This window comes from Kitasatospora sp. NPDC003701, from assembly GCF_053587085.1.
In genome coordinates this window covers 554,675-562,698 of the sequence record NZ_JBSFNM010000001.1, presented here as the reverse complement: position 1 = coordinate 562,698, position 8,024 = coordinate 554,675, and the positions used below count along the sequence as shown (strand labels likewise).

General features: G+C 74.0%; 6 protein-coding genes. 4 read left to right on the top strand and 2 right to left on the bottom strand.

Annotated elements, in window-relative coordinates:
• Positions 1–382 precede the first annotated feature (382 nt).
• A complete protein-coding gene (locus tag ACWDRR_RS02120) occupies positions 383–1,111 on the top strand; it encodes an SDR family oxidoreductase (protein WP_449770244.1) in 729 nt (242 codons plus the stop codon).
• A 144-nt stretch (positions 1,112–1,255) separates the two neighbouring features.
• Here the strand turns inward: ACWDRR_RS02120 and ACWDRR_RS02115 are convergent, their stop codons facing one another.
• Entirely contained in the window at positions 1,256–2,746 is a 1,491-nt protein-coding gene (locus tag ACWDRR_RS02115) for an alpha/beta hydrolase family protein (protein WP_449770243.1), read from the bottom strand.
• Between the two features lie 390 nt (positions 2,747–3,136).
• Here ACWDRR_RS02115 and ACWDRR_RS02110 point away from each other — a divergent pair, with 390 nt between their 5' ends.
• The 3 genes from ACWDRR_RS02110 to ACWDRR_RS02100 all read left to right on the top strand — a co-directional run bounded on the left by ACWDRR_RS02110 (position 3,137) and on the right by ACWDRR_RS02100 (position 7,055).
• Positions 3,137–4,363, top strand: coding sequence for a sensor histidine kinase (locus tag ACWDRR_RS02110; RefSeq protein ID WP_449770242.1), 1,227 nt, complete (start codon positions 3,137–3,139; stop codon positions 4,361–4,363).
• The gene (locus tag ACWDRR_RS02105) at positions 4,360–5,022 is read left to right on the top strand and encodes a response regulator (RefSeq protein WP_449770241.1); all 663 of its coding nucleotides are present in this window, start codon (positions 4,360–4,362) and stop codon (positions 5,020–5,022) included. The genes ACWDRR_RS02110 and ACWDRR_RS02105 overlap by 4 nt, the downstream gene beginning before the upstream one ends.
• 527 nt (positions 5,023–5,549) lie before the next feature.
• Positions 5,550–7,055: a peptidoglycan DD-metalloendopeptidase family protein gene (locus tag ACWDRR_RS02100; protein ID WP_449770240.1), complete on the top strand. Its 1,506-nt coding sequence runs from the start codon at positions 5,550–5,552 to the stop codon at positions 7,053–7,055.
• Between the two features lie 230 nt (positions 7,056–7,285).
• Here the strand turns inward: ACWDRR_RS02100 and ACWDRR_RS02095 are convergent, their stop codons facing one another.
• Positions 7,286–7,954 (bottom strand): TetR/AcrR family transcriptional regulator, encoded by a 669-nt coding sequence (locus ACWDRR_RS02095; RefSeq protein WP_449770239.1) that lies wholly within the window; start codon positions 7,952–7,954, stop codon positions 7,286–7,288.
• Positions 7,955–8,024 lie beyond the last annotated feature (70 nt).

Here is an 8,024-nt window from a genome sequence, read left to right as displayed (position 1 = left end):
GTGATGCGCGGCGAGGCGAGCCCGCAGGAGATCAAGGACTCCTCCGAGCAGTACGACAACCACTACGTCGACAGCCCGCTCTGGCGCGCCACCCTGGAGGCCGCAGCCGGCAAGTGACCTGTCGGGGTGGCGGGGTGCGGTCGGCCCCGGCGGTAGCGGGCGTTCCACGCGCCCGGATGCAGGAGACCGCCGGGGCGGCCGGGCCGCTCGCGGTCGCGCCCCGGCGGCCGACACAACAGGTGCTCCGCGTCCACCTCCACGTCGCCGCCCAGGGGCGGGGAGCTTCCGCCGGAGACCGGGCCGCCCACGCCGCCGACGTCGGCCGCCGCACTTCACCGCACGACCCGATCCACCTCCACACCCACGAACCAGGAGCGTCGACGTGAGACTCGACAACCACCGCGTCGTCATCACCGCCGCCGGCCGCGACTTCGGGCGGACCCTGGCCATCCGGCTGGCGGACCTCGGCGCCGAGGTCTTCCTCTCCGCCCGCGGTCTCGATGCTGCCGAACGTGTCCGCGACGAGATTCGCGCCCGTGGGCACCAGAAGGTGCACGCCTTCGCCTGCGACCTGACGGAACCCGCCTCGATCCGCGCCTTCGCCTCCGGCGTCGCACAGCACACGGACCGGGTCGACGTGCTCATCAACAACGGCTCCCGCTGGCTCGAAGGGCCGGACCTGCTGTCCGCAACGGACACCGATGTCATCGACACCATCGCCTCCGGTGCCACCGGCACGGTCCTGACCGTGAAGAGCTTCCTCCCACTCCTGCTCAACTCGGACAAGCCGGACATCGTCACGATGGTCTCCACGTGCGGAACGGCGGGCCATCACCGCTCGGGCGCCCACGACTCCTTCTACGCGGCCAAGAGCGCCCAGGCAGGGTTCACCGAGATCCTCTCCAAGCGTCTGCGCCCCCAGGGAGTGCGGGTGATATCGCTCTACCCGCCCGACTTCGACAACGCCGACCCGCTCTCCGAGGAGTGGGAAACCACCCCGCGCGAGTCCGGGGACACCCTCACCGCGCACTCGCTCGTGGAGTGCATCCTCTTCGCGGTCGCCCAGCCCCGCGACTGCTTCATCAAGGCGTTCCACTTCGAACAGGTCTGACCGACACCCCGCACAGGGGCTGACGGACGAGGCGACCGCCCAGCGGCCGGGGGTGTCGCCGCGCACCGCCCGCCGCCGTGCCACGGACCCGAGGGAACGACCGGACGCCCGCAGCCGGTTCGAGCTCGGCGTGCGGGCGGTCCGTCAGCCGCTGTGGTCCGGGCGGTGGACGCTGAGCGTGCCGTAGGCCGGCAGAACGCCGGCCAGGTCGCCGGGTACGCCCCTCAGCACGGAGTCCAGGAAGGCGAGGGTGGCTGCGGCGACGACGCGCGGGCTCCCGGTGCGGCCCAGGGAGCCGACGATCGAGGGCACGGGCGGCAGGTACAGGGGGCCGTCCATGAACGTGAGGTGTGCGGCGCCGGGGATGGTGAGCCGGTAGCTCGTCGCCGTGTCGGCCGCGAGGGCCTCGGTGAGGCGGGGCAGGTAACGCGGGTCGGTGGCCGGGGTGATGGCCTGGGTGAGCGCGAGCGTCGGCTGGTCGAGGGAGGGCGAGGTCGGGCCGTGGGGGTAGCCGTCCAGATCGATGACGGCGTCGAACCGGCGATCCTGCCGGGCCGCCTGCAGCGCGGCCGCACCACCCATGGAGTGGCCGGCCACCGCGACCCGGCCGGTGTCCAGGCGTCCGCTCAGCGGGCCGGCGGTCTCCCCCCGGTCCAGACCTTCCAGTTGGGTGAGGACGAAGCCGAGGTCGGCGGCTCGGACCGCTGTCCAGTCGGCCGCCAGCTTGTCGTCCTGGTCCGGGTCGCCGGTGGAGGTGGTCTCGCTGGTGACGGTCCGGCCGTCGGCGAGGACGACGGCGGCCGAGTCGTACGGGTGGTCCAGGGCGGCGACCACGTAGCCGTGGCTGGCCAGTTCCTCCGCCCAGGCGGTGTTCTGGGTGCGCACTCCGCCCGACCCGGGAGAGAACAGGACGACGGGGAACCGTCCCCCCTCGCTGTCCACCGGGGCGTCGACGACCGCATGGGTGCGGGCCCGCGGAACACCGTCGACCAGGAAACCCGGCAGGCCGACTCCGCGGGCGAGGGCCTCGGAGACGGTGCGCGCCTCCTGCTCCGTGCGTCCGAGGTACTGGGCGCGCTGCGCGCCCGCGGGGCTCCGCTGCGCGGGGTACCAGAGCTGGACCACGACGGTGCGCCGGTCGTCCGGATCGGCGGTGAAGGTCTCGGGGCGCCGGGGGTCGGTCCACTGCACCACGCGGGTGCCGACCGCGAAGTCGCCCGACGGTTCGGGGAACACGGGTACCGGAAAGGCCCAGGCGGCGACCGGGCCCGTGGCGATCAGGCCGACGCAGGCCACCGATCCCGGCAACGCCAGCCACCAGCGGGCCCGCCACGCCGGCCGGCCGGTACGGCGTCGCAGCAGGGGCGCGAGGGCGAACGGCGACGCGAGGGCGGCGCCCGCCAGTACCGGCAGCATCTGCCAGCGGATCCCCGCCACACCCAGCACGATCGCGGACAGCACGAGAACCGCCCCGGCCGCGATCGTGACGCGTGGGCGGGCAGTGGGGGGAAGCCAGCGCGCCACCACCAGCGCGACGGCACCCAGCAGGAGAAGAAGTTCCAGGGGGGACACGGACGGTCCCGCGATGATCTCGGTCACCCGGCCATCCTCGGCGCCGGGGACGCCCTGCCACATCGACCCCGAGTCGCCGTCATCTGCGACCGGGGTGGCAAGCCGTGGAGGGCCCGGTGCGACCGGGATCGCAATCGAGCACCCCGGATCAGCGGCCGCCCTACGACCACGGGAGGTAGCGGGACTCCTCCTGCGGTCGTATCCCGGCGCGATGCCATCCGCCGGTGGACTCATGTGCTCCGCGGGGCCCGCGGCCTACCGTGACAGGGCTGCGGTCCGTGCCGGGCAGCACGAGGCCTGCGTTCCCCGTCCTCGGCCCGGGCGCGGCTGTCCGCGGTGGCGGTCCCGGCCGGGGCCGCCACGACGCCGAACCGACAGGGACGTGTGATGACCGAGGCGGCCGCGGAACCCGGCGGTGCCCACCGGGTACGCCACCGGGACCGGTGGGCGTGGATGGCCTCACGGCCGACCCGGTACGCCGACCCGGCCTCCGCACGGGCGGCGCGACTGGTGACGGCCGCCGGGCGCCGGGGCTCCCGGCTGCCGCCCCTGGTGCGGGACGCGCTGCTGCCGACGCTCCTCCTCCTCAACGTCCTGACCACCCACCCGCCGCACGAGCTGCCGGTGGCCGTGGCCCTCACCGCCGCCCTCGTACTGCCGCTGGTGTGGCGGCGCCGCGCCCCGCTCACGGTGTTCGGCGCCGTGGCGGCCGCGGCCTTCGTCCAGTGGCTGACGGACGTCCAACTGCCCGCGGACATCGCCTTGCTGGTGGCCCTCTACACGGTGGCCGCGCATTCGGGCCGGCGCGCCACGCTCGTCGCCGGCGCCGTCGTGGAGGCGGGGGCCCTGCTGGCCTGCCTGCGCTGGACGACGGACGGCGCGTTCCTGACCCCCTTCGTCGCGGTCACCGCGACGGCCGTCGCCGCCGCCGTCCTCGGGGTGAACGTGCGGACCACGCGCGCCTACCTCGCGGCCCTGGAGGAGCGGACCGCACGCCTGGAGCGGGAACAGGAACAACAGGCGCGACTGGCCGTCGCCGAGGAGAGGACGCGTATCACCCGGGAGATGCACGACATCGTCACCCACAACCTGTCCGTCATGGTCGCGCTCACCGACGCCGCCGTCTACGCGCAGCACCGGTCGCCCGAGCGGACCACCACCGCGATGCTCCAGGTCTCCGAGACGGGCCGACAGGCCCTGACCGACATGCGGAGGTCGTTGGGCATCCTGCGGACCGACGAACCGGACGCGGAGCGCCACCCGCTGCCCGGCATCGCCCAACTGCGGGCCCTCGCCGACCAGATGTGCGCCGCCGGGCTGCCGACCCGCCTCGCGGTCCACGGCGGCCACACCCACGTACCCGCCACCGCACAACTCACCGTCTACCGCCTGGTACAGGAAGCCTTGACCAACGCCCTCAAGCACACACCCGCCGGTACCCACGCGAAGGTCCGGATCCAGTGCTCGACCGAGACCGTCACCGTGGACGTCACCGACAGCGGCCCGTGCCCGCCGTTCCCGCCGTCTCCCGCCGCCGCACCGTCCGGCCACGGCATCCCCGGCATGCGGGAGCGCTCGGCCGCCTACGGGGGGACGTTGCGGGCCGGGCCGCTCCCGGGCGGCGGCTGGGGAGTCCACACCCGCCTCGTCCTCGGCAGCAGCGGAGCGGCGTCCGCATGACGATCCGCATCCTGATCGCCGACGACGAAGCACTGCTCCGCATGGCCTTCGGCACGGTCCTGGAGGCCCAGCCCGACATGGCCCCGGTCGGCGAAGCCGCGGACGGCGCCCAGGCCGTCCGCCTCGCCCGGGAGCTGCGCCCCGATGTCGTCCTCATGGACGTCCGGATGCCCGGGACCGACGGGATCGAGGCGACCCGACAGGTCATCGGGGTCTCCCCGCGGAGCAGGGTGCTGATCCTCACCACCTTCGACCTGGACGAGTACGCCTTCGCCGGACTCAGCGCCGGCGCCTCGGGCTTCCTGCTGAAGAACACCAGGCCCGAGGAACTGCTCACCGCGATACGCAGCGTCGCCGCGGGAGACGCGGTGGTCTCCCCGCGGATCACCCGCCGCCTGCTGGAGAGCCTCCGCCCGCACCTCCCCGGCGGCGGCAACGCCGACCGCGACGAGCGGCTGGGCCGGCTCAGCGCCCGGGAACGCGAGGTGCTCGTCCAGGTGGGCCGCGGCCTGTCCAACAGCGAGATCGCGGCCACCCTCCACCTCGCGGAGGCGACCGTGAAGTCCCATCTGGGGCGGATCCTGCAGAAGCTCGAACTCCGTGACCGGATACAGGCCGTGATCTTCGCCTACGAGAGCCGTCTCGTCCACCCGGCATGACGCTCGCGGTGTCCGCCGTGGGCACACGCGACATGCGGGGCACGGCGGCGGCCCGGGGACATCCTCCCCGGGCCGCCGCCGTGCCCCCGACCCGCGCGCGGGCGTCGGCCTCGTCGTCACGCCGGCGTCCTCCGCACCGTCAGCCAGGTGACCGTGGCTTCGGCCGCGATCGCCGCCAGCAGGGTGCCGGTGATCGCCCAGGCGACGGCTGATCCACCAGCTCGTACGGCTGCGCCAGGACCCCTTGGACCCGAAGGACAACAGTCTGGGCGGCCGGCCGGCTGCTGTCAGTCCGTATCGTTCCGGGTTCCGCGCCGCGCGATGGGTGGCTACCGTCCCAACCGCTCGACACCGGGCGGTCCGGACGGGCCGCCGGCACGCCCTCAGGAGGTCACGTTGACCGCGCATCACCCCACCCGAAGGAGCATCCGCCCGTCCGCCGGCGGGCCCGGCGCCACGCCGGCGAGGACCGCGGCGGCCGCCGACGGCGTCACCGACCGCCTGCGCACGGCGTGAGGGGCGCTACGGTGTTCCCCTCCTTCTCCCGCCGTGCCTCGCGCCTGGCGCTGGCCGCGGTCGCCCTGCTGCTGCCGGTCACCGTGCCGGCCGCCCCGGCCGAGGCCGCCGGGTTCACGGCGTCCTGCCCGGCCGCCGGTTACATCTCCCAGGGCTACACCCCGGAGCACAACGGCATCGACATCGCCAACGACTACGGCACCCCGATCTACGCGGTCGGCGACGGCCAGGTGCTGGTCTCCGGCCCGGCCCAGGGTTACGGCCAGTGGATCCGCATCCTGCACCCGGACGGGACCATCACCGAGTACGGGCACATGCGCGAGCGGGACGTGGCGACCGGCGACCAGGTGACGGCCGGTCAACTGATCGCGCAGATGGGCAGCGAGGGCACCTCCAGCGGGCCGCACCTGCACCTGCGGGTCTGGGCCGACGCGAACGCGACCGTGCGCACCGACCCGGTCCCCTACCTCGCGGAGCGCGGCATCGCCATGCCCTGCACCCCGGGAACCGGCCCCCACCCCGCACCGCCGGTGTATCCGGCGCAGTCGGGTCGGGTGGTGTCCGCGCGTTCGGCGGACGGCCGGCTGGAGGTGTTCGCGGCCGGCGCGAACGGCGTCTCACACGCCTGGCAGACCGCGGTCAGCGGCGCCTGGTCCGAGTGGGAGCCCCTCGGCGGCCCGGAGAGCGCGGAACTGGCGATCGGCCCGAACGCCGACGGCCGCCTCGAACTCTTCGCGATCAACGGCACCACCCTCCAACACCGCTACCAGCTCCAGCCCTCCGGCGGCTGGTCGAACTGGGAGACCTCCGGCGGCGGCGGACACGACCTCGCCCTCGGCTCCAACCAGGACGGCCGACTCGAACTCTTCGCCTCCGGCCCCGTCGGCATCTTCCACATCTACCAGAACGCACCCAACAGCGGCTGGTCCGGCTGGGAATCCACCGGCGGCGGCCCCGCCGACAGCAGGATCGGACTCGGCAAAGCCCCGGACGGCCGACTCGAAGCCTTCGCCGTCAACGGCACCACCCTCCAACACCAGTGGCAGACCGCCGTCAACGGCGCCTGGTCCGCCTGGGAGACCTTCGGCGGCGGCGGACACGACCTCACCGTCGACCACAACCAGGACGGCCGCCTCGAACTCTTCGCCTCCGGCCCCGTCGGCGTCTTCCACAAGTACCAGACCGGCCCCACCACCTGGTCCGCGTGGGAACCCGCCGGCGGCCCCGCCGACTCCCAACTCACCAGTGAGCGTTCGCCGGACGGCCGGGTGGAGGTGTTCGCCATCAACGGCAGCACCGCGGAGCACACCTGGCAGACGGGCGTCAACGCGCCGTTCGGCCCGTGGAACGCCTTCGGCGACGCCGGCACCGAGATCGTCGCGACCGCCAACGCCGACGGCCGCATCGAGGTGTTCGGCACCAGCAGCGCCGGCGTCCACCACAAGTGGCAGACCGGATTCTCCACCTGGTCCGAATGGGCCTGGCTCAACACCACCGCCGGCCCCGCCGTCGCCTGACCCCACCGGCAGCCGGGGAGGCCCGGCAGGTTCCGGTGGTGGTCGGAGCAGGTGGTCGGAGCAGGCGGTAACGGGGGTACCGCGGGTCTGCCCGTCCGGAGCCCCTCCGGGCCGGCGGTGGAGCCGCTGATGGCGGCGCACCCGTGCAGACCGGCGGTCTGCACGGGTGCGCCGTCCAACGCGGCGGCCCGGACGTCGGGAGATGCCCGGACGGCGCCCCGCCGCCGGGGTCAGCCGGTGAGGGAGGCCACCTCGGCAGCGAAGAGCTGCTCCGGATCGAGGTCCATGCCCGTGAAGTGGCCCGCCAGTTCGAGCGAGAGCACGCCGTGCAGGCGGCTCCAGAACGCCAGTGCGCGGCGCAGGTCCGCCGGGTGGGCGCCCGGGTGTCCGGCCGCCCAGGGGCGGTGGTCCGCCAGGTGGGCGTCGAGACCGGCGGCGGGGCCCGTCGGATCCGCCCCGGGGCCGGCGGCGACGCAGGCGTCGAGCAGCGTCGACATGATCTCCGAGGCGGTCACGGCGGTGTCCTCGGGGGCGTGGTAGCCCGGCACCGGAGTGCCGTAGACGAGGAAGTAGCGGTGCGGGTCGGCCAGCGCCCAGCGGCGCAGGGCGTGGGCGAGTTCCCCGAGGTCCGCCGGGTGGGTGCCCCCGGCGGAGCCGGTGGCCAGCAGGGTGTCGGCGAGGCTGCGGTAGGCGTCCCGGACGAGCTCGGTGATCAGCTCGTCGCGGTTGGCGAAGTACCGGTAGAGCGCGGGCCCGCTCAGTCCCATCTGCTTGGCGATCGCGTTCAGCGAGAGGGCGGAGGCGCCCACGCCGGCGATCTGCTCCCAGGCCCGCTCCTTGACCTCCGTGCGGACCTGCTGCCGGTACCGCTCCCGTGGGGTCGGAGGCTTGTCGGCCATGCCCGTCACCTCTTCCGCCCGTTCTCGCGTCCGTCGGCCCCTGTTGCCGGCGGCGACCGTGTGAGTTAGA

Excerpts from the sequence above, each read along its gene's own strand:
- ACWDRR_RS02115 (WP_449770243.1), bottom strand. The coding sequence starts at position 2,746 with ATGTGGCAGGGCGTCCCCGGCGCCGAGGATGGCCGGGTGACCGAGATC.
- ACWDRR_RS02110 (WP_449770242.1), top strand. The coding sequence starts at position 3,137 with ATGGCCTCACGGCCGACCCGGTACGCCGACCCGGCCTCCGCACGGGCG.
- ACWDRR_RS02095 (WP_449770239.1), bottom strand. The coding sequence starts at position 7,954 with ATGGCCGACAAGCCTCCGACCCCACGGGAGCGGTACCGGCAGCAGGTC.
- ACWDRR_RS02105 (WP_449770241.1), top strand. The coding sequence starts at position 4,360 with ATGACGATCCGCATCCTGATCGCCGACGACGAAGCACTGCTCCGCATG.